The 26,250-nt window shown below is 62.2% G+C and carries 26 protein-coding genes; 14 read left to right on the forward strand and 12 right to left on the reverse strand.

The genetic code is table 11. The features are described from left to right. Positions 1-19: 19 nt before the first annotated feature. The 4 genes from HV773_RS30535 to HV773_RS30550 all read left to right on the forward strand — a co-directional run bounded on the left by HV773_RS30535 (position 20) and on the right by HV773_RS30550 (position 3,755). Positions 20-1,234: a DUF1173 family protein gene (locus tag HV773_RS30535; protein ID WP_175197765.1), complete on the forward strand. Its 1,215-nt coding sequence runs from the start codon at positions 20-22 to the stop codon at positions 1,232-1,234. Positions 1,235-1,335: 101 nt separating this feature from the next. Then, positions 1,336-1,920, forward strand: coding sequence for a hypothetical protein (locus tag HV773_RS30540; RefSeq protein WP_175197766.1), 585 nt, complete (start codon positions 1,336-1,338; stop codon positions 1,918-1,920). A 2-nt stretch (positions 1,921-1,922) separates the two neighbouring features. Continuing rightward, a complete protein-coding gene (locus HV773_RS30545) occupies positions 1,923-2,918 on the forward strand; it encodes a phage Gp37/Gp68 family protein (RefSeq protein ID WP_175197767.1) in 996 nt (331 codons plus the stop codon). A 165-nt stretch (positions 2,919-3,083) separates the two neighbouring features. Then, on the forward strand, positions 3,084-3,755 hold the full coding sequence (locus HV773_RS30550) for a Lar family restriction alleviation protein (RefSeq protein WP_175197768.1): 672 nt from the start codon (positions 3,084-3,086) through the stop codon (positions 3,753-3,755). 251 nt (positions 3,756-4,006) lie between these two features. Here the strand turns inward: HV773_RS30550 and HV773_RS30555 are convergent, their stop codons facing one another. Next, a complete protein-coding gene (locus HV773_RS30555) occupies positions 4,007-5,137 on the reverse strand; it encodes an integrase domain-containing protein (RefSeq protein ID WP_175197769.1) in 1,131 nt (376 codons plus the stop codon). A 1,122-nt stretch (positions 5,138-6,259) separates the two neighbouring features. Here HV773_RS30555 and HV773_RS30560 point away from each other — a divergent pair. From HV773_RS30560 to HV773_RS30575, 4 genes are all read left to right on the forward strand, one after another. Further along, complete coding sequence (locus tag HV773_RS30560; protein WP_175197770.1) at positions 6,260-7,270, forward strand: PRTRC system protein D; 1,011 nt, start codon at positions 6,260-6,262, stop codon at positions 7,268-7,270. Beyond that, positions 7,267-7,695: a hypothetical protein gene (locus HV773_RS30565; RefSeq protein WP_175197771.1), complete on the forward strand. Its 429-nt coding sequence runs from the start codon at positions 7,267-7,269 to the stop codon at positions 7,693-7,695. The genes HV773_RS30560 and HV773_RS30565 overlap by 4 nt, the downstream gene beginning before the upstream one ends. A gap of 181 nt (positions 7,696-7,876) precedes the next feature. After that, positions 7,877-8,032, forward strand: coding sequence for a hypothetical protein (locus HV773_RS30570; RefSeq protein WP_175197772.1), 156 nt, complete (start codon positions 7,877-7,879; stop codon positions 8,030-8,032). Then, positions 8,032-8,280 carry a hypothetical protein gene (locus HV773_RS30575; protein ID WP_175197773.1) on the forward strand — a complete coding sequence of 83 codons (249 nt, stop codon included), beginning with the start codon at positions 8,032-8,034 and terminating at the stop codon, positions 8,278-8,280. The genes HV773_RS30570 and HV773_RS30575 overlap by 1 nt, the downstream gene beginning before the upstream one ends. A 384-nt stretch (positions 8,281-8,664) precedes the next feature. On the opposite strand, the gene HV773_RS30585 is transcribed toward HV773_RS30575, so the two are convergent. From HV773_RS30585 to HV773_RS30605, 5 genes are all read right to left on the reverse strand, one after another. Continuing rightward, entirely contained in the window at positions 8,665-9,801 is a 1,137-nt protein-coding gene (locus HV773_RS30585) for a primase-helicase zinc-binding domain-containing protein (protein ID WP_175197775.1), read from the reverse strand. 247 nt (positions 9,802-10,048) lie between these two features. Further along, positions 10,049-10,645: a single-stranded DNA-binding protein gene (locus tag HV773_RS30590; RefSeq protein WP_175197776.1), complete on the reverse strand. Its 597-nt coding sequence runs from the start codon at positions 10,643-10,645 to the stop codon at positions 10,049-10,051. 11 nt (positions 10,646-10,656) lie between these two features. Then, entirely contained in the window at positions 10,657-11,466 is an 810-nt protein-coding gene (locus tag HV773_RS30595; protein WP_175197777.1) for a hypothetical protein, read from the reverse strand. Beyond that, complete coding sequence (locus tag HV773_RS30600; protein WP_175197778.1) at positions 11,466-11,906, reverse strand: hypothetical protein; 441 nt, start codon at positions 11,904-11,906, stop codon at positions 11,466-11,468. The genes HV773_RS30595 and HV773_RS30600 overlap by 1 nt, the downstream gene beginning before the upstream one ends. A gap of 111 nt (positions 11,907-12,017) precedes the next feature. Then, entirely contained in the window at positions 12,018-12,359 is a 342-nt protein-coding gene (locus HV773_RS30605; RefSeq protein ID WP_175197779.1) for a hypothetical protein, read from the reverse strand. A gap of 444 nt (positions 12,360-12,803) precedes the next feature. Here HV773_RS30605 and HV773_RS30610 point away from each other — a divergent pair, with 444 nt between their 5' ends. The 6 genes from HV773_RS30610 (at position 12,804) to HV773_RS30635 (ending at position 18,059) form a co-directional block, all read left to right on the forward strand. After that, positions 12,804-13,535: a nuclease-related domain-containing protein gene (locus tag HV773_RS30610; RefSeq protein WP_175197780.1), complete on the forward strand. Its 732-nt coding sequence runs from the start codon at positions 12,804-12,806 to the stop codon at positions 13,533-13,535. Between the two features lie 157 nt (positions 13,536-13,692). Next, positions 13,693-14,991, forward strand: coding sequence for a coiled-coil domain-containing protein (locus HV773_RS30615; RefSeq protein WP_175197781.1), 1,299 nt, complete (start codon positions 13,693-13,695; stop codon positions 14,989-14,991). 78 nt (positions 14,992-15,069) lie between these two features. Beyond that, positions 15,070-16,272: a FlhC family transcriptional regulator gene (locus tag HV773_RS30620; protein ID WP_175197782.1), complete on the forward strand. Its 1,203-nt coding sequence runs from the start codon at positions 15,070-15,072 to the stop codon at positions 16,270-16,272. Next, complete coding sequence (locus HV773_RS30625; protein ID WP_175197783.1) at positions 16,273-16,440, forward strand: hypothetical protein; 168 nt, start codon at positions 16,273-16,275, stop codon at positions 16,438-16,440. A 13-nt stretch (positions 16,441-16,453) separates the two neighbouring features. After that, complete coding sequence (locus tag HV773_RS30630; RefSeq protein WP_175197784.1) at positions 16,454-16,819, forward strand: hypothetical protein; 366 nt, start codon at positions 16,454-16,456, stop codon at positions 16,817-16,819. Between the two features lie 193 nt (positions 16,820-17,012). Then, positions 17,013-18,059, forward strand: coding sequence for a CAP domain-containing protein (locus tag HV773_RS30635; RefSeq protein ID WP_175197785.1), 1,047 nt, complete (start codon positions 17,013-17,015; stop codon positions 18,057-18,059). Positions 18,060-19,007: 948 nt separating this feature from the next. On the opposite strand, the gene HV773_RS30640 is transcribed toward HV773_RS30635, so the two are convergent. The 6 genes from HV773_RS30640 to HV773_RS30665 are packed head-to-tail and all read right to left on the reverse strand — an operon-like array spanning position 19,008 to position 26,246. Beyond that, a complete protein-coding gene (locus tag HV773_RS30640) occupies positions 19,008-20,228 on the reverse strand; it encodes a hypothetical protein (RefSeq protein ID WP_175197786.1) in 1,221 nt (406 codons plus the stop codon). A gap of 9 nt (positions 20,229-20,237) precedes the next feature. Next, positions 20,238-20,837 (reverse strand): type 4 pilus major pilin, encoded by a 600-nt coding sequence (locus tag HV773_RS30645; RefSeq protein WP_175197787.1) that lies wholly within the window; start codon positions 20,835-20,837, stop codon positions 20,238-20,240. Between the two features lie 16 nt (positions 20,838-20,853). Further along, a complete protein-coding gene (locus tag HV773_RS30650; RefSeq protein WP_175197817.1) occupies positions 20,854-21,963 on the reverse strand; it encodes a type II secretion system F family protein in 1,110 nt (369 codons plus the stop codon). Positions 21,964-21,989: 26 nt separating this feature from the next. Continuing rightward, entirely contained in the window at positions 21,990-24,194 is a 2,205-nt protein-coding gene (locus HV773_RS30655) for an ATPase, T2SS/T4P/T4SS family (protein ID WP_175197788.1), read from the reverse strand. Continuing rightward, the gene (locus tag HV773_RS30660; RefSeq protein ID WP_175197789.1) at positions 24,194-24,961 is read right to left on the reverse strand and encodes a hypothetical protein; all 768 of its coding nucleotides are present in this window, start codon (positions 24,959-24,961) and stop codon (positions 24,194-24,196) included. Before HV773_RS30660 ends, HV773_RS30655 begins: the two co-directional genes overlap by 1 nt. After that, a complete protein-coding gene (locus HV773_RS30665) occupies positions 24,948-26,246 on the reverse strand; it encodes a hypothetical protein (RefSeq protein ID WP_175197790.1) in 1,299 nt (432 codons plus the stop codon). The genes HV773_RS30660 and HV773_RS30665 overlap by 14 nt, the downstream gene beginning before the upstream one ends. Positions 26,247-26,250: the final 4 nt, after the last annotated feature.

Consider the following 26,250-nt stretch of genomic DNA (forward strand, 5'->3'; position numbering starts at 1 on the left):
CGCCCATCCAGGAGTCCCCATGTTCGACGTTTCGTTCTCCGGCAAGCGTGTGTCGCTCGCCGAGGTACAGGAGCATCCCGCACGCTTCGCCAGCCGCCTTGAACGCGCCAAGGTGACCCCGGGCTTCGCACTCTGCCACTGCCGCACGGATACGCCACGGAAGCTCGTGATTCGTCGCTATGGCTCCCTTTTCCACCTCGCTGGCTGGCCTGACGACGGCGTCCATCATGCAGAACGATGCGACTTCCATAAGAAAGGCGTCTCGGGAGCGGGCCCGAATCCGGATAGCCGCGACGCGATCATTGCTGGCCCAAACGGGATGAACGTGCGCCTCGACGTCTCGTTGGTTCATCAGGAAACCGCATCGGGCCGGAACCGCACTACCGGCGTCTCAACGGGTGCCTCGCGGCGAGCCGCTCCTCTACTCGCCTTCCTGCAGACGCTTTGGACAAGCGCCGGGCTGACCTTTTGGTTCGGCACGTCGAAGCCTCAGGGATGGGGCTCCGTCAATGCGGAGCTGTTCGCAGGATTGGGCGACGCGGCCACTGTAAACGGATCACCCGCGCAGGACGTCCTGCATGTGATGCGCCGGTTTGAGCAACACGACCGTGACGCGATCAATGCCGAGTTCGACGCTTTCAGGACACGGATAGTCAACGATGAAAAGGTGTCGCGGCGTGGCCTGGTCCTCGGGGAGCTCGCTGAGTTCGCCGACACCGAGTTCGGCAAGGCGATCACGCTGCGTCAGCACCCTCAGCGGTATCACGTGTCGACGGCTCTTGCCGACCACGCAGAGAAAAAGTACCGGCGTGCATTCCGCGCCATCGGCAAGCCCAACGCACGTGTTATTGCCCTACTCCTCGTCGAACGATTGACGCACCGACACCTGCGCATCGTCGATCTCGCTGCGATGCTGTGTTCTTTAGTGTTCCTGCCGTGCGATTCGATGTATGAGGTCGCAATGGCCAATCGCCTTGTGGCCGAACGCCGCCGGTTCGAAAAGCCAATTCGAATGGCCGAGGGAGACGAGATGCTGCCTGACTTCGTGCTGCTGGACACCCACCCCGCAACGCACGTCGAGGTCTACGGCATGAACGGCGTAGCCAGCTACGAACGCCGCAAGGCCGAAAAGCAGGGGCAGCGTCTCTCTCGGGGCATCCCGGCGGTCGAATGGAATGTAGACCGAGAAGAATTGAAACAGGTCCTGTTGCCGTCGCCCGTCACGCGTACTTGACTTGGCGCAAAACTGGTTAGGCTGGATTCGCTTCCACCCGGTCAGCCACGAGCGCCGGACGCAACATCGACCTATCTCCAACCGACGCGAGTAACCGCAAAGTGAACGACAGCACAATCGAAACAGATGGCAGCGAGGACCGTGAACTCGGCCACAAGAGAAGTTGCCGGGATGGCCGCGTCCTCTACGCCGCTGCCATCGCGCCTGCTACAACAGCGCAGCCCGACGAAACGTGCAAATGCCGACGGCTCGGAGATTGGAAGGGCTTCCATCATCCGCTGTGCGATAAGGCCTACGAAGACGTGGACGCTACACCAGCGCGGATTGCTTCGCCCCAAGGGGTCGAAGCACCGTTGGGAACCGACGCGCTCTGCGCACGCACACCGAAGCCATCGCGACAACGAGCGTCACGATTGCTGGCTACGATCGCGGCCGCGCGCTTCGATCTTCGGAAAATTTCAAGTTCCAACGAACGAACCGCCGTTTCTACCGCGCTGGACGACGCCGAGCGCCTGGCCCGTGAGGTCATCGACAATCCTGTCCCAGACTCCGTGCGAGCCGCCCTCGAGCGCATGTGCACGCCTCTGGATCAGTCTTGGCTCTCCGGCGCAACGGCGCAGGCGGACGCAAATTGCATGAAGCTGATCCGGGAATACGTCCTCGGCGGCAACGCGGCGCGAGGCTGAAGATGAAAAACACAACGATCGAATGGGCCGACCACACTTTCAATCCGTTTGTCGGCTGCACGAAGGTTTCCCCCGGCTGCGACCATTGCTACGCCGAGCAGCTAATGGACAAGCGGTTGCACAAGGTTGTCTGGGGCGCGGGTCAGCAGCGTCTGCGGACCAGCCCGGCCACCTGGCGTCAGCCGCTGAAGTGGAACTCGCAGCACGCCGAATTCCTCGCAGCGCACGGCCGGAGACAACGTGTCTTCTGCGCCTCGCTCGCCGATGTCTTCGACAACGCCGTCGATCCAGCATGGCGCGCCGACCTGTTCGACCTGACCGATCGCACGCCGAACCTCGACTGGCTGTTGCTAACGAAACGAATCGGCAACGTGACAACCATGATTGCCGAAACGGCGGCGCGCCGCTTCGATCTCGATCGCCTGCACGAGCCACGGCTGCCGGATAACGTCTGGATCGGCGCGACGATCGTGAACCAGGAGGAAGCCGACCGCGACGTCCCGAAGCTGCTTGCAGTGCCCGCGCGCGTAAAGTTTCTAAGCATGGAACCATTGCTCGGGCCGGTGGACGTTAGCGAGTGGCTCGTGCCGGGCTTTCCCGACTGCGCAGGGTTCGAGCAAGGCGAGCGCATGGAGGACGGATATTGTGGTCTGTGTGCCGGCCATCGCCGCGACCCGATTCACCAACGGGGCATGCATGACTTCGTCGACTGGATCATCTGCGGCGGCGAGAGCGGCCCACATGCCCGTCCGATGCATCCAGCGTGGCCGCGAGATCTGCGCGAGCAGTGCGCGACTTCAGGTACTGCGTACCTCTTTAAGCAATGGGGGGAATGGGCGCCAGCGCTCGAGGGCATAGATGCCAGCGATCCGCTGGTCCGTCGATTCGAGGATGGCACCCGGATGCATCGTATCGGCAAGAAAGCGGCCGGGCGCATGCTGGACGGCCGCACACACGACGACTTCCCCGAACCACCTCTACCTCTGCTGCAATCCTGATTGAATCAGCGGACAACCATGTCTTGCGGAGCTACCGAGACATGTGTTGAGTGATCCCGGCGAGCGCTGGCACGCGAGTAGCGGCCCTTGCACCACTCACCTTGCGGATTTGAAAACTGGCGTTGCGTGGATAATGTCTACCTACCATTCCACTACTCTCTCGCCATGTACGAGCAGCTGATTCCCTGCGACCACTGCGGCGGCCGCCCGACGGTCGGTCGCTCCCAACGTCTCGTCTCCAAGCTCCCGAACCCGCAGTTCGACTACACAGAATGGGGCCGCATGTCTGGCCCCCCCCGTATCGGCGACCGGCTGCCGCGTCCGCCAGAGGTCCCGAAGACTGAACCCCTCGTCTGTATCTATTGCGCGGACTGCGGAATGCAAACGCCGTGGGAGGCGACCGGCCGTGACGAGAAGGTCGCGATGGATCGGTGTGGCGCCGTCTGGAATCGCCGTTTGAATCGCCCCGCGGCTGAAAAAACGGAGTTGCAGCGGCTAGTCGAGCGTGAGATGGGCGCCGCCGACATTCCCGCTGTCCTGGAACTGCTTTCACGGACAGACAGCGACTGGGAAGAGATGGGGCCGATGTTCGCGATGATCGCTCGCCGCCTGGTCGACGCAACCATCGTCACCTTCGACTCATGGGCGATCGATCCCGTGTTGAACGACGCAGCGCGGTATCGCAAGCTTATGCAACTTGTGAAATGGGTGGAGATCGACGGTGAACGTTACGCCCAGTTTCCGAAGATCTATACGCCCGCCGAGCACAACGAGATGCTCTTCGAGGATCGCATAGCGACAGCCGTCGATTCGATGCCTGATCGCGACCGCTGGTAGCGTTTGCGGTGGCCAAAAAAATACCGGCCGCGTGGGCCGGTTCAAGGGGTTCTGGATGTTTGCTTCTAGGGGACCAGAACCTGAGAGACACATCATCATTGTGCCTCGCGGCCGTGCCCTCTTTTACCCCGTATCGTTGGTTCTTGAGTGCTCATTCGACGCGCCCCCGGATCGCGTCGAGGCACTGCCATCTTATCGACGCGCTCCAGCGCATCGGTGCGACGCCGAACATTTCTTCAGACAAATAGCGACTACGCGGTGCCAAGCAACCGGTACAGCGCTTGACGCGAAATCCCGAGCGCACGCGCGGCGTGGGTCTTGTTACCTCCCGCGGCCTCCAGCGCCTTTGTCGCTTCCTCGACGGTCGGTGACGATTTTGCCAGTCGCTCCTGTCGCGCGATTGTCGAGAGGTAGGCATTCGCCTTGGTGACGCGGCTGTGGCCTGCCGCGGCGACAACCCGGCGCATGGCTTCCGCGTGCAATTCGGCATCCGGGCGACTACCCGCCATTTTGACTGGCGCTGGAACGCCGCTCGTCTTCTCGTAGAGCTCCTGCAGATACTGATGCCGCAGCCCGTGGCTCGTCACGCCCAACCCCTTCTTGTTGACCCCGTGCTTTCGCAGCACCGTCTTGTATCTGTCGCCCCACTGCTTCAGCGTGCGATCGGCGGGGATCGTCGAACCTGTCATCGGATTCGACAGTCGCGCCGCCTCCTCGAGCACCGCAATCTTTTCCTCGATCGGCACTTCGCGATCCCGGCCACCCTTCGTGCCACGCGTGACGCCAAGCATCTCCGCATCCTTCACCGCCTCGGCAGGCCTGAGGAGGAAACTCTCCTGGACGCGCAATCCGAACGCCGCCTGCATTCGCAGTTGCACCGCCACGCGCGGGCACGTCGTTGCGATCTCGGCGATCTTCTCCGTCGCGTTGATGCCGTTGCCTGCCCATGACTTGTCCACTTCAGCCACGTACGACCGGACTAACCCGTTTGCCTTGCGATCCACGTAATCCGCGAGCGTCCCGACGAGGTGATCCTTTTTCATCCACCCGGCGATGGTACGCAGATACGTGAGCTTGTTTTCGATCGTCCCTCCGCTCTGCTTCTCGTCCACCCAGCGCCTCACCAGCCATTCCACATGCTTCTGGCGCAGGTTCCATGGGCTCGCCAGTGCGAAGCCGCCTGCTCGCAATTCGACCAGCGCGCCGCAGATTGCGCGCACCCGATGCTCCTGCGTCTTGATTGACACTGCCTTCCCGCTGATGCGCGTTCTGCTATGAACCGTTGCCACGTGCTCATCGAGCAGGTCTATCAACTCCCGCACAACCGTAGGCGTCAGCCGGTAGCCACGCACCACGGCTCGAACATTCAGTATCGCTGCCATCGTTCCTCCATTACCGTTGCGCTCCGCGCGAAGTCGCGAAGACCGTTTTCGCCAGCCGGTGCGCCCGATGCCCCTGCCTGACATCGTTGCGGCCGCACCTACTGAACCGTTGTTCCTGGCCGCCAGTGCGGCTTCGCCGATACCCCGGCGCCGGGTTTGTTGCCTTCCTTGCCTTTAGCGATTCCATCCGATCAGCCCGACGCACGGAAGAGATGCGTTCCGACTGTCCACCTTGCTGCGGCACGGGCCGGATTGCGCTGCGCGCAAACCCGCTCCCGCGATTACTGCTGTGTTGCCTTGCCGCCTGCTGTGGCTACCCGACCGGCCCCGGACGCGTTGTCGCGTCTGGACACCACACAGATCCTTTCGGCCTGTGGGTGCCCGGGCCAGCTGCCGGGCAATTCCTGTTGCGCATTCTGGTGACGGCTGCGCGGACCGTTATGTCTTCCGTACAGGGAGGCGCGAATCACTGGCGTCGCCAGCGCGCAGGCTCTCCCCCGTTCCAAAGCACGTTCATCTCCGCCGCGGTGTGTCGGGCATCGTGAACGCACCCAGCGCTGTGGGCTGAAGGAACGTGTGTATGGCGCATGAGAAGAGAGGCGCGAACTGTCCAACTGTCCGCTCCCACTTTTTCTCATTGCGCCGCATTCCGGCGGACACCCGCCGATCGTATGGATATCGCACTGTCCAGTGGTCCTCAGAGTGGGCCAGGGTGGACATGATCTGATTGAAAAAAAAGCCGCGTCACGATGGCCCGCGGACAGTCCTGGGAAGGTTGCCCTCGCGGGCGGGGGGGTGTTGGCCGATCCGGCCGGAAAGAGGACGCACGAAGTGCCTTGCACTTCAGGTCGATGCGTCAGGGACGCGACAGGTAATGACAAGAATAGGCGCTCGCCGCAACCGCGAGCGAGCAAAAGATGACCTGTTCCTGCGCGCTTTTGGAAACTTGACTTCGCACTACGCTCGATAGACTGGACCCAGCAACGTCTGATTTCAGGCTGGTCTCTACACCCTTGTGGGATCCAGGATGAAGTCGCACTTTGTTTTACGGGAAGCGCAAGGTTGGACTTCATGTCCCAGCTTGCCTCTTACACGATCCGATCCAATCGACAAATACACACCATGAAAACATCAGTCTTCGCTATCGACGTCGGCTACGGCAACACCAAATACGCACACCGCTCGGCGAGCGGCACGGTCGCGACGGGAATGTTTCCGTCGCTCGCACCGCTGGCCGCAACCCACTCACTCTCTGGATACGGTGAAGGTGTTCTCTCATCGCGTAACGTGGTCACCATCACGATTGACCGGAACGACTATGAACTTGGGCCGGACGTGTCCCTGAGTGCTGCGTACGGCAAGACGGGCAGCGCTCTCTCCGATAACTATGTGATGACCGACACTTACGCCGCGCTGCTCTTTGGCGCCGTCCATTTTGCAGGCGTCACGCATATCGAACGCCTGGTACTCGGCCTGCCCGTGCACAACATGAAGAAGTATTCGACAGCACTCCAGGAGCGTTTTTCTGGTGAGCACGATTTTGGCCCCGGCCGCGTGGTGATCGACAAGGTCATGGTGATTCCGCAACCGCTGGGCTCACTCGTATTCGCTTCGAGTACGCGTGGGTCCAGCTTCAGTCGCGATGATGCTCATCTGATCATCGACGTCGGCTATTTCACGACCGACTGGGTCTACGCAAACGGCTTCACGATGGATGACACGCGCAGCGGTGGCCTGCCCGGCGGCGCGTCGCAGATTTATCAGCGCATCGCGCATCTGATTTCTCTCGACCAGCAGGATAACGTGACTGAGATTGAACTGATCGACAAGGCGCTGCGCGAGCGTAGACCGTTCCTCCTCTATGGCAAGGACATCGATCTCTCGCCTTACGTCGAGCGGGCTGATCCCGTCGTTGCCGATGTCGTGCAGAAAATGCAGAACAGTGTCGGCCATTTGCGAAACGTGCGTTCGATCATCCTCTCTGGCGGCGGAGCAGCGCTGTATGCATCGGCGATCCGGCGCGCGTTCCCTCGAATTGTGATCGAGGTGATCGACTCGCCATGTATCGCAAACGCCCGCGGCTTCCTGCTTGTCGGCGAATCCCGCCATGCACGCGAGCGCCGCGTAGTATGAGCGAAAAAATCGAGATGACCGTGACGGTCAATCCGCTTGTCTCGCCGAAGCTTTACCAACGCCTGCGCGCATGCAGTTCGCCGCGCGAGCGCGCGATCGTGTTTCGCGCGCTCGCGGAGGCCAGGCTGTGGGACGAGACCATGGGCAATGCGCACCCCGTGGAACGTGGCGCCCCAGACCGTCGAGAAGCACCCTCCGCACCGGTGCCCGTCAGGCAGCAGCGTGTTCCTCAGGAAGCCACGCAATCGCAGCCGGCCGCCACGTCCTCCGCGATCGCGTCGCGCAGCCCGAATGTCTCCCATACACCGGGCGGCCAAATCGCAGAGTCGTCAGACGCGTTCCAGACGGTGCGCTCTGCCGACTCAGACGACTCCAACCGGGCGTTCGACGACGCCCTCAACGACGACTTCGCCAGGTTTGACTGAGCAGGTGCCACCTTGTCCCTCTCCGTCCCCTCGGCCTGCCGGCGAATCGGTAGAGGCCGCGGGGACGGCGGATTCATGGCTCACCGCAGCGCGACTTGACTTCAGCTTGGGCGTGTCATCATGAAATCAGATGCCGGTGCAACGTCCTGCACCGGTGCATAAATCTCACAGGAGCATCAACATGGAATACGAACGACTCTTCGCCATCCTCCACGGCCAACGTCTGGACGAGCCGCTCACCTGGGTATATATCGGCGCGCTGGTCGCTGTGGCAGTAGCCGGCTGGAAATTTGGCGGCGTGCTGTTTGACGGCGCCCACAACGTTGGAGAAGAGTAATGGACAGGCTCGAACGTGCATGGACGACTTTTATGGCGTGGCATTGGCTTGCGCGCCGCGCCGCCGTCGCTCTCGCCTGCTATGTACTCGCGATGCTCGGCGTGTGGTTCTACGCGGAGGGTCTGCAGGGCGCTGGCAAGCTTCTCTTCGCTGCAGGCAGTATCGGCTTCGGCTGGGCGGTCGGGTTCTTCTTCGCCGTGGGCACAGCCATCTCACTGCTTTTCCGTTGCCGACGCATGTTTCTGTAGCTGCAATTCCTATGGACGAAAAAAAACGGCGGCCCCTTGGGGCCGCCGTCGTTTCTAGTGTTGAATTCATTGCACTACAGGATTCGCTGGCACGAGTGCGAGACGTCTCGTACAGAAGTCGAATGCCGTATCGAACGGCTGGTCGCGGCAAACCGTTTGGCAGCTGCTGCGATCGAACACATCGTAGCCAGTCGCCGCGGACTTCAGCACAGGCTGGTGACCGTTTGCTGCACCGTTGGTGGCTACGATCGTGAATCTGTTGCCGACCTTCATTTGAAAAAAGCTCATTTCTGCCTCGATAGAAAAGAGCCCGACGGTCCATCCCCGGCGGGGACGAATCCCCACCGGGCAGGTTCAAGAAAAAGCCGGACGAGCCGGCATCAATCACACGGCCAGCGCAACGCGCGATACGTCACGAGCCTGTGTTGCGAGCGGTACTGCTGCATGCGCTGCGATCCAGCGCGATTTCCATTGATCCGCGAAGTCGGTGCCGCGCAGCTTTGGTCGATGAGGCACGACCGTATAGCCTTCAGCGCGCAACCGCTTCGCGAGGAGTAAACCGGCACTCACGCCCGGCGACTGGCGCGTCCTCGGATCGATGTCATCGAAGTCCATGAAGATATGAACGACCTTGATGCCGAGACCTTCAGGGACCACGAACTTCGAGAGCAGCACGCGGTTCAGGCAATTCCACACCGGAACGCCGGACTCCATGTGCGCGCCATAGACCGTTTCGAGTCCCTCACCCACGCCGATCTCTCCGTCAACGGGAGCCATCAGACGCACGGCGCCGCCCGCAAGCGGGTTGAGCGTCATGTCGTTGAGCTTCGCGTCGAGGATCTCGCCATCCGGTGACACGATCGTCGCCTTCGCAGGCTTGACCGGATCGAGGAAGGTTCGATGCAGTGTCCCGAGACGCCCATCGGGCAACTCGAAACGCGCCACGATTCCCGGCCACTCGCCGAGCACCTTCTTGTCGTGCCGGTACTCGAGCATGCCAAGACGCAGCGCTGGCGACGGCCCTGCCGAGAGGCCCGGCACGCGCTCCTGCAGATATCGCATCGAGAGATCACCCACGGCCTGCGGCCGTGCACTACCCCACATGCCATCCAGCCGCCTCGCGACGAACGCGGGATCGGCCTTGCGCTTCGGCGCAGGCGCCGTTGTGTTGCGCGGCGCGCGCGACGACAGCGGTGCTCCACCTTCGAGCTCGCACATCAGTCGATACAGCCCCATACGGTTTGCACGGGCGATCAGCTGAAGTCCATCGCCTGCCATCGGGTAACCGTCGTTGCACTTCCGGCAAACCCAGTCGCCGCGGCCGCTCTTGTTGTCATAGGTAAAGCGGTCATCTCCTCCGCATACCGGACAGGCGCTTGCTTTTCCTGTCAGGCAGTCGGCGGAAATGCCGTAACTCATCAAGGTCGAAATCCACGCCTCCGGGGAGAGCGTGAATTCCTTCAGCTTGCGTTGCAGCCACTCGTACTTCTCGGGTGGCAGCCCGCGTCCAGACGTACTCATTGATCACTCTCCTGTTGGAAGTGGGTGGGTCGGTGCCTGAGACAGGCGCGAAAACGCTTGCTCAAAGGAGCCGCCCGCGCGAGGCGAGCGGCTCTTTTGAACACGTTTCAGATGTGTGAGAAGACGTGCCGCGATTCGCGGGGGACGGCAGATGGGAGGTGTTACGCAGCGCACCCGAAGGTGCGCCACGAAACGTCAGGTGAGGATTTGCGGGAGTCGCAAATCGGTATGGTGAGCCCTTACGGGATCAGATAGCAGCCCATGCGGCGCGCGGATACGCTTCGCGGTACGGAATATCATCGTCCATCTCGTCGAAGCCACCGCCCGACGGCGCGCGCATCCCTGCACCGCCGCCCGCTGAGGACTGCGGCGGCCGAGCACGTGTGCCCACGCCGGAGGCAGCGCGCGGCGAACCAGAGCCAGCGTTGCCCGCATTGCGTGGCGGTCGTGCCGGTTCTTGCGATTCAAAGCCGCCGTCGTCGCCACCAGGCTCGCCTCGCTCGCCGCCGTTGCGGCCGCCGAGCATCTGCATCTGGTCCGCGACGATCTCCGTCGAGTAACGGTCGGTGCCGTCCTGCGCCTGCCACTTGCGTGTGCGGATGCGCCCTTCGATATACACCGACGAGCCTTTCTTCAGATACTCACTCACGATCTCAGCGAGCCGCCCGAAGAACGAGACCCTGTGCCACTCAGTCATTTCCTTGAACTCGCCCGACGCCTTGTCCTTGTAGCGATCGGTGGTTGCGAGACGGATGTTGGCCACAGCGTCGCCGCTGGGCAGATAACGAACTTCGGGATCCGCGCCGAGATTACCGACGAGGATGACCTTGTTGACTGAAGCCATGGAGAGAACTCCTATCTACGTTTAATTGACCAGAGCCACTTGTCCCAGAGGACCTGCTGGCCGTTTTTCATGACCGGTTTGCCACCATCGGTGAATGCCGGCACCTTGATTTTTTCGAGGCGACGAACCGAAACGGAATCGCCAACGCGGCAGCCGCTTTGCGCGATCGCATCCTTCAGGCCTTCGCCCTGGAGCGTGCGCTCGCCCATTGCCGTTTCTATGTGCATCGCGAACGACGTGTAGAACGGCCTGCCCGTCGGCTTGCGGTTGGGAAACTTCTCCTCGCCCCAGCCAAGCACCTTGCCAGTCGTCGCAGCGCGGATATCGTCACCGCGCTGCACGTGCTCTCGCGCCGCGCGGCGCCGAACGGGAAGATGCTGCGTTTCGTCCTCGCCCTGAAACTCCTGGGCTACCGGAACGGCTGCGTCGCGCTGCACGGGCGGGGCCGCGGTTAATCCGACGTTCCCGCGGATTGCGGTCGCGATTGCCTCCTTGAGCGGAGCTCGGTGCTCGCGAAGAAGTGACCAGTACGGCGCGAGTTCGGGAAGGATCTTCGTACCAAACCGCGTCTCGCACGGCGTCTCCTCAAACGCGGGCTTGAACTGCGCAACGCAGTCGCCCTCGTCAACGAAGAGATGCAACACACCACCGATCGTGACGAACGTCTCGTTCGGCGCGCCCGTCCCGATCTCACGCGGCTGCGCGATCGGTTGGGCCTCGCTCGGGGCGGCTGTCGCCGGCGGCACATGCGAAGCCTGCGTCACGGCACTCCGACTGGGGAACAGGTCCGCGAATGCGCGGAACAGGTAGGTCGCGGCCATCAGTGCGCCTCCTCCATTGGTTTGCGGAAGTACTTGCTGCGCACCTGTTTCAGATCGTGAGCGACAAGCGGTGTGTCGAGAATCGCCTGTTGCAGCGTCTCGGGATCGATCCCGTTCACGCGGCAAACGTGTTCGTACGACAACGCACCATCCCAGTCGCCCATGATCCAGCCGAGTGTCGCCTCGTAGTCGTCGACATCGAGGCGGACATTGCGCAGGCGCTCGCTCAGCAGGGCCGCGCAGTCCATCAGCGATTCGGGCATGCGATCGCCGCGGCGGCTGTCTCGCGCGAGCGAGATCAGCGCATCGACCATCGCGTCACGCACGGATGCGCTCCAGAGTTTCGGGTGCGGAAGGGGATCGGGTTTAGGAGGAACGACGAGTACCGGAGAGGCCTCGCCGAAGATATCAAGCTGCCAGGCAGCGACTTCTGCTTTCATGGATTGCTCCGGTGAAGCCGGGCAATCTCATACCCTTAGCCGGGAATGGATTCCCGGCTTGGGTAAGGGGCCGCCGCGGCCAGGCCGCGGCGGATGGGTCTGACAGGGACCTTAGTCGGTCCCGGTCTTCTTCAGGGGGATGACGACAGCCGACTTGGCGTACTGCCGGGTCGGCGCCGTCTGAACAGAGGCGACAGTTGAAGCCGGCGCCACCACGGGAGTGCCTTTCTGTGCTTCGGGCTGTGCCTGCTCCCGCGCCTTGTCGGCGGCTTCGGGTGCAGCTTCGCGCTCAGCGGCCTCGAGGGCTTTCGCCTTCTTGTGCAGCCAGCGTGCTCCGAGGGCACCGAGGAAGAGACAGACGAAGAACGACATCGAAGCGAGATAGACGATGAGGCACAAGGCGAGCAGCTTGCCCGGGGACTTGAGCACATCCTTGATCAAAAGATTCAGCATTTTTCTCTCCAGAAAAATTAGCGCACCAGGGGATAGCCAGGCATGGCCTGGGGGGTTTCGATGCTCGTGTCGAGCAGGGAAAACCGGCGCGTAGCGCGTTCGCCGTGACCCGTGAAAGGATCACCGCGAACGGACTCGCGACACGGTATGTAAAAGGAGTGGGCGGCACGAGGACCGTGCTGCAGTTCGATGCGTGCTGGACGCGGGGATACGTTGAGGCTAACGGACTCGAAGGACATTTGCGCGACCGAATGATCGCGATTTCCGGTGGGCTTACGTTTCTGCCATCCGATCGTTTAGGCGCCTAAACGCTTAAACCCGGAATGGTGCAGTTTTTGTGCAGCTTTTCGGACTTACGCGAGCAGGTGCCGTCAACGCGTCGGCGAAACGTGACTTCGCTTCTGCCCTGGCAGACTGGACTCACCAACACCGCATGGAGTCCACATGTCTGGCATCTTCGCTTTCCTCGCCGTCGGCTATCTTGGCTGGAGACTCATCCGGCGCGCGCCACGCAACCGCGCGACCCGTGTTCGCCATTTCCATGGCGGTCAGACTTCGATTGCACGCGACCACGCGCGCGGCGAAGCTGGAGAGGCGCTCACGCGGGCAGAACTACGCCGCGTCCTCACGTCGCTCTGCGGGAACGACTTCTACCTGCACGACGGTGCCGTGCTTCTCAATCACGCGCCCGGCACAGCGTATCCGACTGCAGAGATCGATCATCTTGCCGTCACGCCGTTCGGCCTCTTCGTGATCGAGACGAAGAACTGGAGCGGATACATTGAACCCGGTGCCGATGCCAGTGAGCTGGTGCGCGTCGGTCCGGGCGGCAAACGCGAATCGCGCAAATCGCCTCTCGCACAGAACCGGTCGAAGGTCGCGCTTCTGAACGCGAAGCTTCCCAAAGTGTGGACCATCGAGGGGTTGGGTGTGTTTTCGGCACCGGACTGTGTTCTGCATCCCGACCTCCCACCAACGCTCATTCATATCAACGAGCTTTCGCATTGCTTGCGCCTACGCCGTCACGAATTCCGGCTTAGCGGGCAGAAACCCATCAATGTTAGTACTGCATGGAAAGCAATTATGCTCAATGCATCGATTGACGCGAACGAACTAGAGGAACACTACAAGCGCGTACGGGTTATCCCTCAAGTTGTTGCCCGAAATGCCGTATGAATAGTCGCGCAATTAAGCAAAAGCTGCATGTTTTTCATCATCTTTCGCCGGTCTGCCGCCGGAATGGACGCGTACGCTAGGCCTGTACCTGCGCGCGCATCACGAGTCCACGGCGGCCGAACCAAACAGCGCTCCATAAACCACGCACGGAAAATCCATGAGCAATAACAAAAAGCCCCCCGTCGATACCTCGTTTGATCCGAGCATCCCGGAAGACGACGACAAGAAGTCATCCAATCGTTCCCTGTTCGACCCGTCCATCCCGGAAGACGGCGTGGCGCTCCCGGACGACGATACCGGGATCGGTGACATTTACAACAGGCACCTGCCTTCGACCGCTGACATCGCCAACGCGGCTCGCCAGGCATTCGGCGACAAGCTGCCGGAAGATGCGCTTCAAAACCTGATGCAGACCAGTGCCGAGATCAATGAATCGGTGCGCCGGATCATGCACGAGCACATGAATCTCGGGTTCAAGTTTGGCGAGGTGATCCGCCATGTCCAGACGAACTACATCCTCAGCTACGGCAATTCCGAGAAAACCAGCGAGCGAGCAAGCAGAGATGCGATCGCCTATCTCGAGAACCTTCACGGTATCTCGAAGGGCAAGATCCTTCTGCACCTGAAGGCATACGCACGATTCAACGAAAACACCGACGCCGTGGAATTTCTGCGTCTCACGGACATGCAATACCTGCTCGCCAGCGATGTAGGTGACGACATCGTCGCGGCCATCATCGAGAAGAAGAAGGGCGACCCGGAAATGTCCACGCGCACGGTCAGGGAACTGATCGCGATCATGCGGCAGCAGCAGGAACGTATGGCGGCGGATAAGGAAGAACTCGAGTCAGTCAACGACGAGTACGCAGGCCTGCTGGAGCAGTTCAATTCGGCAACGAGTGAAACGAAACGTCTGCGGCAAGAGATCGAGGGGTTGCGTCTTCAGCAGAAGACGACGCAGGAATCCACCGACCTTTTGCGAAATGAACTCGCACTGAGCAGCCAGACCTCGAATGCTCTCCATCAGGAGCTTCACGACACGCAGGAAAAACTCAACGTGTTGCGTCGTGAACTCACCCAACAGGCGGCGCGCAAGCCCGAGATGGAAGACCCGCAGGTGAAGGAGGACCTCAAGCGCCTCGAAGACCTCTATAACGAGCTTTATGCCAAAAAGCGCGAACTCGACGGTGAGATCGCCGAGAAAAAGGAACGTTGCGCCAACATCGAGGCGCAACTCCAGGAAGGCACAGCTGCGCTCGAAGCGTCGCGACGGCTGGATGAAGAAATGAGCGCCCTCGTGAAGGACTTCAGCACTTTTGCCCAGCGCTACAACAGCGCGCAGCTTCTTTGCACCGCGGATGGAAATCCGGCGCGCTTCAAGCCGCTTTTCCAGGCACTTGGCGATCTTGTCGGCAAGTTCCATATCGAGATCAACGCTGCGTTGAAGGCTGCATAACCCGTAACGAGTTCCGTGAGTGTGGCCGCACTGAACGACCATGCGAGAGACACCGAAAAATAAATAGAAGTGGAAAAAATGAGTACAGAACCGAATCACGTCAAGTCCGTTGATGACTACAAGGCCATCGAGAGGCTCTACCTGCCCCGATGGATTGCCGAGCGCATCCGGGGCGTCAACTACGACCTGGTCGATCACATATGGCAAGGCCTGAAATCCCACGCGGCTTTCAATGCGATCTATCGCGTCGAAGTCAAGGAGATCGACCACCTGCGTCGAAACAAGAAGTCGATGGGAGTCCTCCTCGCCGCCCCCTTTCTCATGCTCTCTCCCTCGCTACCGACCGTCGAGGACTGGCGTTGCTTCGTTGACGCGACGCCCACGACGCGCGCCGTGGATGAACTGCGTCGCAAGATGCCGCGGGAGCGCACCGCGCTAACGAAACAGTCGATCCAGCATGCCAACCGCCAGTTTGTCGACGTCATCCAGGCAGTGGCGAACACGAGCATCCTGAGCGCGCCGCTGCTCGGCATGACACCGGACCTCGCCCGATACCTTGGAGAACTGCCCGGATACAAGTTGCGCGCCGCGCTCGAGCGCATCAGCGACCTGCCGCTTTTCCAGTGGCGTTTCACGACCCCTGCGTTCTGGTTCGAGTTCACGGCGAACGACCTTGTTCACGACCAGGTCGCTCATCACATCATGTCCACGACGCCGTTCCGCGCCGGCGAGCTTCCGCACACCGCGAACTGGACCGATCTGCGCCTCGGTCGGGAAACGCACGAAATGTACGCGGCCGCCCTCATGGCACACGGGTGCCGTGCCAGCACGGCCGCAACACTCTTTCGACTGCCGCAAAGCAGGACCCGCCAGATGTACGTGGAGATTCACGGCAAACCGTCCCCCTGCGGCAACCTGCCCAACTCGTTGCAGTGGTTCGTTGAGAGGCCCCAGCACCGCGTGCACTCGACGGTCTTCATCTGGCTCTACCGTTCCGCGCTGAACATGGGCGCGAACACCCCGCAGGCACTGATCGCGGGCGCAGATCTGTACAACCATCTGTTTCCCTTTGGGCGCGCGTTGCTCGCCACCGATCGCGGCTACAACCTCACGCGAGCGATGGCGGCAGATGCACGACTTTCGATCGCACCATGCCGCGAGTGCGGCACCCACTACATCGTCTCCAACAACGAGTCGAAGATCGAAATGCGTAACAGCTTCACCTGCCCCGCATGCAGCGACACGCTGGTCGGCCGCGCGCGAACGCCCAAAGGAGCCTGAATGCAAGGTCACGAGTTACCCGCCGGCCTCGTAGTCTTCAGCGCCGATGGCAAGGCGCAGTTCGGCTGGCAGAACCCCGAAACCGGGGCGTACTACGCCGAAGACGACGGGCACTGCATCGTTGACGCGGTCGGCGGCGTGCCGTGGCACGCTGGCTCGATGCACTAATCGGGGTGGCCGGATGGAAGACCTCGCATGGATGGTTCGCGACAGTACGTCGGCCTGGCTTCGCGGATACGGCGACCTGCGCTTCGACCAGTATGAGAGCTTCTATCGCATGGCGCGCAAAGCGGACGATTCGCCCGGCAACCTCGAACAGATCAACGAGGAATATGCCCGATGGATCGAGGAACGCCCGAGCAGGATAATTTCCCTGCTCAACCGTCCAGCCTTCGCCCACGCACTGATCGCTTTCACGGCCGTCTGGCTTGCAGCACAGGCTCTGCCCCACCTCGCGGGCGTCGCACCAAAGTCGACGGGCGGCCTTCTGGTCGCCGCGTTCATCGCGCTGCGTGTTTTCCATCGGAAACGTCGCAAACGTGCCTGACTGACCCATTTCGCATAGAAGCCCGCTTCGCAAACGGGCTTCTTCAGTTTTCGCTTAAAGAACTTCCCAATTCTTTCCGTTACCGGTAGGGTGTGCCCCGCTTTCGCCCCGGGAACTTGACTTCTCTCCCGGCCTGGCAAACTGGTATCAGGCTCGCGCGAGGGGCGCAGCTAAACCACCAAGGACCTGAAAAATGAATCACAAGAAAATCACCGCGCTCACCGCAATCTCGTTTGCAGCCGCATTGACCCTTGCCGCTTGCGGCGGCGGTGGTGGCGGCGGTAACGGCGGCTCCAGCAGCAACAACTCGACTTCTGGCTCGGGCTCGCCGGGCTCGGGCACGACAACCTCGCCGACCGTCACCGGCACCCAATCGACACCCCAGTTCGCGGCGACCAGCGCGCAGCTCGCCGCCTTTAACCTGCTCAACCAATACCGGCAGCAATGTGGCTTCGCAGAGCTTCAGGAAAACACCGTCCTCGATACGGCTGCCGCGAATCATGCGAAGTGGGAAGGGTTGAACAACACCATCTCCGATAGCGAGCAATCGGGGCAAAACGGCTTTACCGGGGGCGACTATCAGGCGCGTGCCACGTCCGCAGGGTTTCCGTCAACCGTCTCGGTGGGTGGTGCAAGCGGCGGGGGCAACGCCGTTTTCCCGGCCGACTTCGTTGCGGCCACGGCGGGACAACAGTTTGTCTACGGCCTGCTTGGCGGCGTTTACCACAACGTAGTGGTAGGCTATCCGGCTAACATCGTTGGCTTCGGTGAATCTGAAACCCAAGCTACCGTGGGGTCGTACACGTACACGGATTCGTGGCAGTCGATGAGCTTCGCGAGCACGCAAGCCACGCCGCAAACCACCGGCACCGGCCCGTTGATGTTCCCCTGCTCGGGCGCAACGGGCCTGCCGTACCGGATTGTCGCGGAAAGCCCGACCCCGCCGAACGTTTCGGGTACGGGTTGGGGTCAGCCCGTGTCAGCTTTCGGCCTGAAACTGACCGATACGGTTACGATCCAGTCGGCTACGCTGACGGATACCTCGGGTAATGTCATCACCCTGCAGGTCCTCAACTCGACTACCGATCCGAACAAGATGATCCCGGCCTGGTACGCGACCGCGTATTCGACCTCGCCGCTCACGCCGAATACGACATACACGGCTACCGTTACCGGAACCTACAACGGCACGCCGTTTAGCCGTAGCTATCCGTGGTCAACTGGCAATATCGTTAGTTAAGACAGCGCCATAAAAAAAAGCCCCGCTGCATTGCGCGTGGGGCTTTTTTCTTTGGTGCCGCAGTCAACCAAGACTTCCCTTGGCGCAAATCCGGTTGTTCTCTCGTACGAACGCATGTAAAAAAGCCCCGCTTGCATCGCGCACGCGGGGGGCATTCTAGCTCTGCTGTCTAGTTCGCGGAGGTCTGATGCGGCATGAAGGATGACATGACCACACCTGCAAAATTGCCACCCGCGTCAATGGAGCAAAACGCAACGTACCCATTCCAAGATCCCAAGCCCCCCGTGTCGGCCACGGCGGGGCCTGTATAGGTGGCAGCATACCAAGTGTTAGTAGTGCGTGCGGACCCGGGCAGGCCCAGAGAGATCGTTGCGTCGCTGATGTCGATGGTCGCGTAGGAATCAGCGATTCCATAGGTTGGAAACTGCCACACGGTGCTCCAACTTGTGTTGAACGGGATCACGCTATACCCCGAAAGCTGCGTAAATGAGCTGCCGGGGAGGTGCTGGTTGCTATAACCGTCAGCCGTTACCAATAGGGTTCCTGATACGACGGCGCTAGTGCAAATCTGGCCCGGCGGAGTCGGGAGTTGCGGCACACTAGGGGGGGCACAACTCGGCGCGCTCCAGCTAGACCCGTTCCACACAGGATCGCTTGTCTGTGTGTAGCCGGCTTGGCACGTCGGCGGCGCGTCATATTGGCACGCCGGCTGTGTAAATCCAGACCCAACCCACTTCGCTGGCGTGAGTGTGGTCCAACCCGCGCCAGTCGAGCACGTTGGCGGTGTCTGCGCCGCCCGGTATTGCGGCCCGAGGCAGCTCGAATCCTGGTAGCCGTAGGAGCAATGTGCGGGAGCCTCCGCCTTCGCGCTGGCCGCGCCGAGCAAGAGCAACAGTCCAAATGCAACGCGCCTCCAGCGCGACATACCGTTCTTCATCGTGTTCGTTCCTAGTAAGCACAATAGGTTTCGACGACGCCTTGCGCGCCAATATTCGCGTTCGAGCCATCGGTCAGATAGACAGTCCAGGGCCCGGTCCCGGTCGTATACGCGTTTATCTGCGCGGTCGTATTGACGTAGAAGCTCTGGGGCACCAGGAGAATCTGGGGCGATCCACCGGCCGAGCACTGCGGCGCCGGAACGTATGTCCCATATCCAACGGTGTAGTACTGGTAGCGTGGAGCGGGACCGCTGACCGGTACCCACTGGTTGTAAAGGCACGAAAGCAACTGCCCCGAACCATCCGCGTTCGCCGCAATGCGTGTGGTGCCCGCAGTCGAGGTGCAGCTCGCACGGGGCGTCGCGGTATTTGCCACCTCCAACGCGCCGTAGACCGTCGCGTTGCCATGCACCGCGGCCGCGCCCGTGTCGATCGGCGCGGGAGCCGAGCCCACAGCGTTCTGTACATAGAGCGTCGAGGGAGTACGCACCGCATTCGATACCGCGACGTTTGACGCCGACACCGCGGGCGCTGCGATGGTCCCCGTGGCGTCGATGCTGTTGACGTTGTGCAGGCTCACGCCGTTGACGTTCTGGTCGCCAGTCCACGTCAGGCTGCCGTCACGCCGGATGTAAAGCGAGTTGCCGTCTGCGTTCGGTCCGTTGGTCGCAAGAATCGCAGCCGCTGGCGTGCCCGTGAGCGGATTGCTCGCTGTCCACGCCCCGCTGATCCCCGAGATCGTTGCCGCGTTGCGGGTCGACGAGTAGCCAAACTGCGCACCCTGCGAACTCGCTGCAAGCGCGATCTGCGCCGCGCCCGACACGTCCGGCTTCCCGTCCCGCGTATAAGGTAGCGACGGGTAGAAGATCCAGGACACATGGCAGTTGCCCGCCGTTTCCGTACAGCCAGCCGGGAGCATGCTCATCTGGATCGTGTAGCTCCCGCCCCAGAACGGGCCTGCACGGTACATCTGCTTAAGGTTGCCAGCGGTCTGCAGGTCAGCAATTGTCGGCGCGGTGAGCGTCGAGTTGCCCGACTGGGTGTACTGCGTGAGCAGCGTCGAGTAGTTCTCGTTGGCCCAGCTGCCGAGGGCATCGGCGATCACTGCCTCGTTCTGCCCTTCGGTCGCCAGCAGCGACGCCCGATGCTTCTGGATATCTTCGCGGATCGAGTACACCGTCAGGATCGCGGATGCCGCGAGGAAAACAACCATCTCGATGATGCTGCCCATGGCCGGTCCTCAGCTGCGCGTCGTGTACATCTCGACCGTGGCCACGTCGCCGCCGGAGGCACACGCGTTACCCGCGGTCGCGCTGCTGAACTTCGTCGACGGGCTCGATACCACCGTGCCGTTCACCGATACCTCCGTGAAGATGTTTGCGATCGCGCTCAGCGACATCGAGCAGACGGCCTTCGGCACCGGATAGCTCGCCACGATCGCGTCGTTCGACGACGTGACCGTGCCCGGTTGTGCCGTCACCTGGCCACCGAAAATCCCCGTGACCGTCGAGTAGTCGGAAGCAACACGAGCGCCGGCCGCATCGAACGCGTGATTCTGCGCGAGCGTCGACAGCGTCTCCGCCGAAAAGTCCGAATCGTTCGCGGTGGCGTTCTGGATACCTGTGTGGAACATGCCCACTTCACTCTTGAAGCTGGACGACTGCACCATGTTGCGCACGAACGGCACGCCGTAAAAGAGCGCGAGCGACAGCAGCGCGGCCGCACCGAGAACCGCACCCGCTTCGATGAGCGACAGTTCACCGGTCTGCTTCTTCATCCGCCCCAGACGGCGGTAGAACTCTTTCTGCTCGGGCGTGCGCTTGTAGACGTTGGTTTTCATTGGGACAGGTCCTTGATTAGTTAGTGTTGCCGTTCGTTGCGCCGAGCGCGCTCTGCATACTGGTGACGCCGGTGACAACGTAAGAGCCGACACCGACACCAATGAACACCGCTGCGGCAATGCCGAGCAGCACGTAATGGGTGATCCGCGCGTTGCGGCGCACGGCCTCAACGACGCGATCGAGCGAACTGCGCCCGAGCGACTTGATCGCATCCACGAAGTTGTCACGCCGCTCCGCGTCGGCGATGCGGTCCACAACCTCCGCGGAGAAGATGCCGGTGGCGAAGGCGCGCATGGGCTGTTCAGGCGATGCCTTGAGGCGGCGCTCCATCATCGACACATGCCAGCGCAGCCACGGGTCGGCATGCCGGCGGACGCGTGCGAGCGCACCGGCGAGCGTCAGGCCGGAGTCGAGCAGACCCGACAATGAGACGATCAGCAGCGCCGCGCGCAGGTCGCGCCGGTTGCGCCACACCAGCGGCGCGGCGTCGATGCGGTTGCGCAGCGCGCCTGTCCAGCGTTTGAGGCCGTAGTAGTAGGACGTGACGCCCGCAGCGATCAGCGCGACGTTCAGCAGCCAGTAGTCGTAGCAGTACGTGTCGATCGCGTACAGAAACCTGCCCGCGGGCATCCACTGGTCGAGTGGGCGCACCTCGAGGACCTGCGGATAGACCATCCCGCCGAAGAGCATGGCCAGACCATACATGTAGCAGAGGAGCACCATGGGATACGCCATCTGCATCGCGGTCGTGCTCGACAGTACGCGCTTGGCCGAAGCCGCCATCTCGCACAGGTCAAAGCCGCGACGTGCTGCGTCCTCCTTGTCGGAAGCAAACGCCAGGTCCAGCAGCGCGTACTCGTCGACTGGCACGAACGGCTTGATCGCGAGCGCAAGCCCGTCGCCCTTTCGCATGCGCTCCTCCATCGCGTCATACGCAAGCCAGACGATCTGCCGACGATCGCGCGCGCGCTTCTTGAGCACCTGGAGGCGCTCGATCAGCGTCTCGCGGTTGCGCAGGCTCGTTGCCTGCTCGATGTCCAGACGCGATTCGCGGTAAAAGCCTTCGCGCACCTTCTGGAAACGCCACCGGGCGACCTTGATGCGCTCGGCGCGCGGCAGCCGCATGCAGATTCCATAAAAGACTCGACCGATCACGACGGCATCCTCCCGTCACGATCCGGCAGCACCGTGTAGACGCTGAAGGATTTCATCGAACGGTCGATAAACCGCGGATCGATCAGCCCCTGCGAGGCCTTGTAGAGCGCGTGCTCGTAGATCGTCTTGCCCGTCATGTCGGCGGAGTCAAATCCCGACACCCGCTCCTTGCGCCACACCGCCTCCGCGCCACGCCAGTCGCGCACGACGATGCGCTCGAGGAACTCAGGCGTGGGCCGGTACAACTCCATCGCGAGCGTCTGGCCCTTCGTGCCCCCCGCCACCTTGCCGTCCCGCGCGAAAAGCCCCTTCTTGCGGCAATGTTCGCAGCCGTCGTCGTTGCGGCACGCCATCTTCGACGTGTCGAGTCCAAACTTCGAGCGCAGCAGGTCAAGCGTCGCAGGGCTCATGACGTCGGCCGCAGGTTTCTTGCAATGTGGGCACAGCATCGGGATCAGCTTTTGATTGCCCACTGCGTTGATGAACTTGTCGGATGCCACCTCATCGGCGGCCAGCCGCAGCCGGTCGCCCATTAGGCGCATGAAGACGCCGATGATGCTGTCGGCATGGATGGTGGTGCGCACCGGATGGCCGGTCAGGGCAAGCTCAACCACGAGACCCGCGATGGTCGAATCGAGGATTTCCGCGACCGTCAGATCGTCCGGGTCCATGCGCATGAGCGTGCGGATGATCGTCGCGACCTTGCGCCGGAAATCCTCTTCGGTTTCGTCCAGCCCGCGCGGCACCGACTGGTCCGAAAGCCATGGCATCGGATACTCGGAAGGCATGCTCACGGCGTACTGCTTCTTGAGTTCGCGTCCATCGACCATGTACGAGAGCGCACGCAGCAACGTGCTCTTGGCCGAACCGGTCTCGCCGGAGAGAAGCACGGCACCGCCGCTGACATGGCCCAGCGAATTGATGATCTCAAGCTGGCTGGCCTCAAGCCCCATCGTGTCGGGCATGCGCACGGTGTAGTTGCGGAAGTTCCCATCGAGGACGCGCATCGCCACGTCGAAACCGCCCATCTGGGGCGCGCTCTGCCAGCGAAGATTGAGCGTGGCCGTCGCGAGCGCGAGCGGGATCATGGCCGACTGTGGGGCGCTCGGCTGGAAGGCGTTGCCGCTGTTCGTATTGCGCTGTACCAGATCCTGATAGGAGGCGGACAGCGCGCGCAGAACGGTCGCCTTCGGCATCCGGCGGTAGGTATAAAGATCGCAGTCGACGCGAAAGCGAACTTCCGCGTCGGACTGGTAATCGCGCGACTCCCAGTGCACGTCGCTCGCGTCGTAGCCATGAGCGGCTTCGAACACGTCGCGAAAGAGCGCAATGGCGCGAGAGCCCTCTGGAACGTGATTCGACACACGGATGCGCGCGCGGTCGTAGACATCCGCAATGACTGCGGCCGTCGCCACCATCTCCTCACGTACCGAGATATGCGCGCGTTCAAGGTCGCTCAGGTATGTCGCGTAGAGCGCGGTCTCCTGGAATTCGCGCGTCGCGATCACCACCGCCATGCCCGCCTGCATGTCCACAGCCACGAACTCGCGAAGTGCCTCAGACGTGATGCGAAGCGTCGCCTCGGGCGTGGTGTCACACAGGATGCGTTTGAAGTCGGCGAGCGCGTGAACCGAACTCAGCTTCGGCATGCCGACCGGCGTGTACTCGATGTCGGGAACCGCGAGTGAGTGACCCGTCGCATTGGCGGGCTGTTGTTGGTCGAAGGCCTCATCGCGCGATGCGTCGCTCGCCGCGCTATCCCCCACTTCTTCGGACGGCGTCGTTTCGAACGACCGCGCGGGGGCCACTTCGCCCGAAACATCGCCCACAGCCTCCGCGGCGACGCCGTGATATTCGGCTGCCGCCGGTTGTCCGTTCCGGTCTTCAACATCTTCGACCGCGGGTGTTTCCGTTGCCACAGCACGCGCATCCGGGCCGTACGCCACGGCGGCCGCCGCTGCTTCAAGCGATTTCACATCGCTCGCGTCCACGTCGGTCACGTCCGCATCACGCAGATACGCGCCGAGCGAACCAGCCGGTGCGCCGGGGCCCTTGCGCGCGGGACGCGTCGCACCCAGCACTGGCTCCACGGGTGCGGCAGATTCCGAGTCCTCCACGAAGCTACCGCGCCACGCGCGAAGGCGCGCCATCACCCCGGCGCGGGGCTTCTCGTTGCTTTCCAGATTTCCAAAGAGCGACATCACTGTCTCCCGAAGCTTGAGACCGGTTGAGCCATGCTCACGCCCGGCGGCAGCGGCGACGAGAGGTCACCGAGGGCCGAGCCGGTTATGAGGGTTGAATTCGAGGACGCAGGCGCGTTACTGCTCATCGGTACGCTCCAGGTGCGCTTGCCCTCGGCGACGGTGACCGAGAGTCCATCCACGCGGCGTGCGATCCAGCCGTTCAGGAGCTTCTCGCCGACGCGCGCCGGATAGACGGCGCCGTTGTACTCGTAGAGGACGTGCTGGCCGCTACCGTCGGCATATGCGCCAACGAACGAAACAGCCGACGTACGTGCAGGCGGCACATAAGGCCGCACGACAACCGCTGGGGCGTTCTCCACCGGCGCGGGTGTCTTCAGCGTCACGGCCGCACTGCTCGCAGCCGCATCACCATCGCCGCGCAACGTGCGCGTGAGCTTGCTGCGCGCGAGGTCGTCGATGTCGCGGAGGGTAAGGTGCGTTTCACCGGTCGTCGTGGGCATGCTGGACGACACGACTGCCGATGCGGCGCTCGCGTTAGCCTGCCGCGTTGCCTGCGCATCCGTCGTTGCAGTCGCAACGGGCGGCGCGGGCACGGCGGGCACGGCCACGGAATGCGGACTCGAGGTCGCCACGGCGGCGGCGGGCGCGATCGCCGCAGAGAAAGACGGCGCCGCAGCGTGCGCGGCCAGGGCAGATGCAAGCAGCGCCACCCCGACGGGAACGGCGCGCGGCAGCGCGAGGCGAAGTGATTTACTGGACGACATAATATTTGCCCTTCGCAACGAAATGGATGCCCACCTTGCCCAGCTCCTCGGGTGCGGCGGTGTCGAGTTTTACGTTCAGAGATTCGAGGATCATGTTTGGCGGCAGCGCTGCAAGCAGCGGCGCTTGCCACCGGTAGCCGTCGATCTCCCAGTGCCCTTCGCGCAGCAGTGCGCGATGCCGCTCGCCCGCCGGCGGCGGTGACGCCAGCAGCGCATGGCTCGGTTCCAGCTTCACCTCATAGCCGAAGCTCTTGAGATCGAAAGGCTTGACCGACATGCGCTGGGGCGGCGTCTGCAGCATCTCGATGAGTCGCTGTTCATCGGGCCACGTCTTCATGCTCGTGACACTCAGCATGGCCGTGCGTGGCAGTGCCGGGCCGCGCGCATACAGATGCCGCCCGTCCGGCGCGAACGTCACGGGCAGCATGTCGGCCGGAGCGGTGCGCGCGAAGTCTTCGAACGAGCCGCCCGCGCGCTCATAGGTCAGCGAGCAGAACTCCGACGACGGGCATTCGGCATGGTTGAACTGCCAGCCCTTGCGATTGGTGTCGATGTAGTCGAGCAACGCCAGCGCATCGGGCGCAAGTTGCGACGCGAGCGGCGTGCGGCCCGCGAAGACCTGACGCATCGCCTGTTCGTACTGCTGGTCCCAGCTCGGCGCCGCGTTCACGATCGGTGGAGGATTGAGCGCACCCCACATCTGCTTTGCACCGAACCCGGCAATTGCCAGCGCGAGCAGCACCACGATGGAATTCGGAATGCCCGTCGGTACGCGCCCTATGCGGCCAGCCTTTTTCTGCTGAAGCAACTCCGCCGGGCTGAAAGGCTCATCACCCGCCTCGATCGCGTCGCCCGACACCATGACCGTCAGCGCGAGCCCAAGCTTCGCGCATTGCCGCGCAATCTCGTCGCGCCGCTTCGCTGCTGACGCCACCGACAACACTTCATCGCGTCGCACCGCGCCACGCACCACGTGTACGAGGTGCACCTGCGCTGCGTCCTGCATGAGCACCAGCACGGCCGCCTTCGCTTTCACCCGCTCGAGCATCGCGATGCGTGCGGCGCCCGAAAAAAGCTTCACACGGCGCAGGTCGCCGGTGTCGGGCGCGCAGAAACCGCCGATGAGTTCGGCACCCACCTTCATTTCGACGTAGTGCGTCGCGGAGAAGTCGCCCGCGTATCGCGCGCGGCTTTCCTTCGCGCCCTTCTCCGGATAGGCGCTCCAGTCGAGGCCGAACGCCAGACGCGAGCGCTTCTCTCCCGGTAGTGGTTCGGTGATATGCATGTCC

Origin of the sequence: Paraburkholderia caffeinitolerans (assembly GCF_902859945.1) — a bacterium.
In the GTDB taxonomy this organism is placed as follows: Bacteria; Pseudomonadota; Gammaproteobacteria; order Burkholderiales; family Burkholderiaceae; genus Paraburkholderia; species Paraburkholderia caffeinitolerans.

Excerpts from the sequence above, each read along its gene's own strand:
- HV773_RS30535 (WP_175197765.1), top strand. The coding sequence starts at position 20 with ATGTTCGACGTTTCGTTCTCCGGCAAGCGTGTGTCGCTCGCCGAGGTA.
- HV773_RS30545 (WP_175197767.1), top strand. The coding sequence starts at position 1,923 with ATGAAAAACACAACGATCGAATGGGCCGACCACACTTTCAATCCGTTT.
- HV773_RS30550 (WP_175197768.1), top strand. The coding sequence starts at position 3,084 with ATGTACGAGCAGCTGATTCCCTGCGACCACTGCGGCGGCCGCCCGACG.
- HV773_RS30555 (WP_175197769.1), bottom strand. The coding sequence starts at position 5,137 with ATGGCAGCGATACTGAATGTTCGAGCCGTGGTGCGTGGCTACCGGCTG.
- HV773_RS30560 (WP_175197770.1), top strand. The coding sequence starts at position 6,260 with ATGAAAACATCAGTCTTCGCTATCGACGTCGGCTACGGCAACACCAAA.
- HV773_RS30565 (WP_175197771.1), top strand. The coding sequence starts at position 7,267 with ATGAGCGAAAAAATCGAGATGACCGTGACGGTCAATCCGCTTGTCTCG.
- HV773_RS30570 (WP_175197772.1), top strand. The coding sequence starts at position 7,877 with ATGGAATACGAACGACTCTTCGCCATCCTCCACGGCCAACGTCTGGAC.
- HV773_RS30575 (WP_175197773.1), top strand. The coding sequence starts at position 8,032 with ATGGACAGGCTCGAACGTGCATGGACGACTTTTATGGCGTGGCATTGG.
- HV773_RS30585 (WP_175197775.1), bottom strand. The coding sequence starts at position 9,801 with ATGAGTACGTCTGGACGCGGGCTGCCACCCGAGAAGTACGAGTGGCTG.
- HV773_RS30590 (WP_175197776.1), bottom strand. The coding sequence starts at position 10,645 with ATGGCTTCAGTCAACAAGGTCATCCTCGTCGGTAATCTCGGCGCGGAT.
- HV773_RS30595 (WP_175197777.1), bottom strand. The coding sequence starts at position 11,466 with ATGGCCGCGACCTACCTGTTCCGCGCATTCGCGGACCTGTTCCCCAGT.
- HV773_RS30600 (WP_175197778.1), bottom strand. The coding sequence starts at position 11,906 with ATGAAAGCAGAAGTCGCTGCCTGGCAGCTTGATATCTTCGGCGAGGCC.
- HV773_RS30605 (WP_175197779.1), bottom strand. The coding sequence starts at position 12,359 with ATGCTGAATCTTTTGATCAAGGATGTGCTCAAGTCCCCGGGCAAGCTG.
- HV773_RS30610 (WP_175197780.1), top strand. The coding sequence starts at position 12,804 with ATGTCTGGCATCTTCGCTTTCCTCGCCGTCGGCTATCTTGGCTGGAGA.
- HV773_RS30615 (WP_175197781.1), top strand. The coding sequence starts at position 13,693 with ATGAGCAATAACAAAAAGCCCCCCGTCGATACCTCGTTTGATCCGAGC.
- HV773_RS30620 (WP_175197782.1), top strand. The coding sequence starts at position 15,070 with ATGAGTACAGAACCGAATCACGTCAAGTCCGTTGATGACTACAAGGCC.
- HV773_RS30625 (WP_175197783.1), top strand. The coding sequence starts at position 16,273 with ATGCAAGGTCACGAGTTACCCGCCGGCCTCGTAGTCTTCAGCGCCGAT.
- HV773_RS30630 (WP_175197784.1), top strand. The coding sequence starts at position 16,454 with ATGGAAGACCTCGCATGGATGGTTCGCGACAGTACGTCGGCCTGGCTT.
- HV773_RS30635 (WP_175197785.1), top strand. The coding sequence starts at position 17,013 with ATGAATCACAAGAAAATCACCGCGCTCACCGCAATCTCGTTTGCAGCC.
- HV773_RS30640 (WP_175197786.1), bottom strand. The coding sequence starts at position 20,228 with ATGGGCAGCATCATCGAGATGGTTGTTTTCCTCGCGGCATCCGCGATC.
- HV773_RS30645 (WP_175197787.1), bottom strand. The coding sequence starts at position 20,837 with ATGAAAACCAACGTCTACAAGCGCACGCCCGAGCAGAAAGAGTTCTAC.
- HV773_RS30650 (WP_175197817.1), bottom strand. The coding sequence starts at position 21,963 with ATGCGGCTGCCGCGCGCCGAGCGCATCAAGGTCGCCCGGTGGCGTTTC.
- HV773_RS30655 (WP_175197788.1), bottom strand. The coding sequence starts at position 24,194 with ATGTCGCTCTTTGGAAATCTGGAAAGCAACGAGAAGCCCCGCGCCGGG.
- HV773_RS30660 (WP_175197789.1), bottom strand. The coding sequence starts at position 24,961 with ATGTCGTCCAGTAAATCACTTCGCCTCGCGCTGCCGCGCGCCGTTCCC.
- HV773_RS30665 (WP_175197790.1), bottom strand. The coding sequence starts at position 26,246 with ATGCATATCACCGAACCACTACCGGGAGAGAAGCGCTCGCGTCTGGCG.